This is a genomic window from Roseibium sp. SCP14 (genome assembly GCF_040329475.1).
Taxonomy (GTDB): Bacteria; Pseudomonadota; Alphaproteobacteria; order Rhizobiales; family Stappiaceae; genus Roseibium.
Genome location: NZ_JBDZYH010000028.1, coordinates 1 through 471, shown reverse-complemented (window position 1 = coordinate 471; position 471 = coordinate 1). Strand labels below are relative to the sequence as shown.

The 471-nt window shown below is 52.2% G+C and carries 1 protein-coding gene; it reads right to left on the bottom strand.

All coding sequences use genetic code 11. From position 1 onward, the window contains the following. A partial coding sequence (locus ABLQ08_RS32445; protein WP_352950916.1) for an FG-GAP repeat protein occupies window positions 1-471 on the bottom strand: 471 nt, incomplete at both ends.

Here is a 471-nt window from a genome sequence, read left to right as displayed (position 1 = left end):
GCCCATTCCATCCGGTGTGTAGACATAGAGACTGCCGGAGTTCGCTCCAAGATCATCATCAAAGAGAGCGCCGGAAACGATCACTCCGCTTTCATTGATGTCGGATGCATACCCAAAGTAATCGCCTGCCGCGCCGTCTGACGCCGTGAGTTTGGTTTCTGTGTAACCGCCGTTTCCATTCGGAGTGAAGATATAGATGGAACCCTCGTTGCTTGCACCGTCATCTGTCTGAAATGCGCCAGCTAATATGACACCACTTTCCGTGATGGAAACGGACGTCCCCAAGAAGTCTGCATTCGTGCCGTCTGAAGCCGTAAGTTTCTGCTCGGAATAACCGCCGTTGCCATCTGGTGTGTAGACATAGACAGCGCCATTCTCACCGTTGTCGCCATAAGCACCAACCGCGATTACACCATTTTCACCAATGTCTACATAACGACCAAACCGGTCGTTGGCAGCGCCATCAGAAGC